General features: G+C 40.1%; 1 pseudogene. It reads left to right on the forward strand.

The features are described 5' to 3' along the window. Nucleotides 1-44: 44 nt before the first annotated feature. Nucleotides 45-921 (forward strand): annotated as a pseudogene (locus tag A9267_RS13870) (IS110 family transposase); the annotation flags it as partial.

A 921-nucleotide genomic window follows, 5' to 3' on the forward strand; every position in this document is an offset into this window, starting at 1 on the left:
TACTGGGTCTCGAACCCGCATTTGCAAGCAAGAGTTAGCTTATTATGAATTCAAAAACTAATCAAAACATTAACATCGGTGTCGATACGGGTAAGTTTCAGCTCGATATATATATCCGACCTCTCGATATCTTTTTCACCGTCAAAAACGATGAGAAAGGAATTAAAGAAGCTGTTAACTTAATCAAGAAACACCATCCTGAACGCATCGTTATTGAAGCAACAGGTCGCTTAGAAATGCCATTTATTATGGCCTGTGCTGAAGCAAACCTTCCCTTCGTTATTGCGAACCCAATACACATAAAACGATTTGCTGGTGCCATTGGTCAAAAAGCTAAAACAGACAAGCTCGATGCGCAGCTCATCGCCCACTATGGCGATGCGATTAAGCCTAAGCTATCTACTTTAAAGCCTGACATCATGCAGGCTATGAGCGATTTAGTCTCAAGACGTAATCAAATTATGGCGATGCAAACGATGGAGAAGAACAGGCTGCAAATTCTGCCGAAAGAGCTTGCGATGACCATCAAACCTATCTTAACTGTATTTAAAAATCAGATAGAAAAGATAGAARCTAAAATAGTTAAACTCATCGAGTCCAACCCGCTTCTCGTAATAAATCAGCCAAGCCAAAAATGTCATTCTACAAAGCATGAAAGGGATAGGTAAAATAGCCGCAGCTTCAATTATCAGTAACCTACCAGAACTCGGATATATTAATAATAAAGAAGCGAGTTCATTAGTTGGTGTTGCACCAATGAATAAGGAAAGTGGTCGCTTCAAAGGCCAAAGAAAGATACAAGGTGGACGGCATCAGGTCAGGACAGTTTTGTATATGGCAATGATGTCAGCCATACAATCAAATCCTGTTTTCAAAGCAACTTACCAACGTTTAGTCGCAGCCGGAAAACCAAAGAAAGTA

It is taken from the genome of Shewanella sp. UCD-FRSSP16_17, from assembly GCF_001675935.1.
Lineage (GTDB): Bacteria > Pseudomonadota > Gammaproteobacteria > Enterobacterales > Shewanellaceae > Shewanella > Shewanella japonica.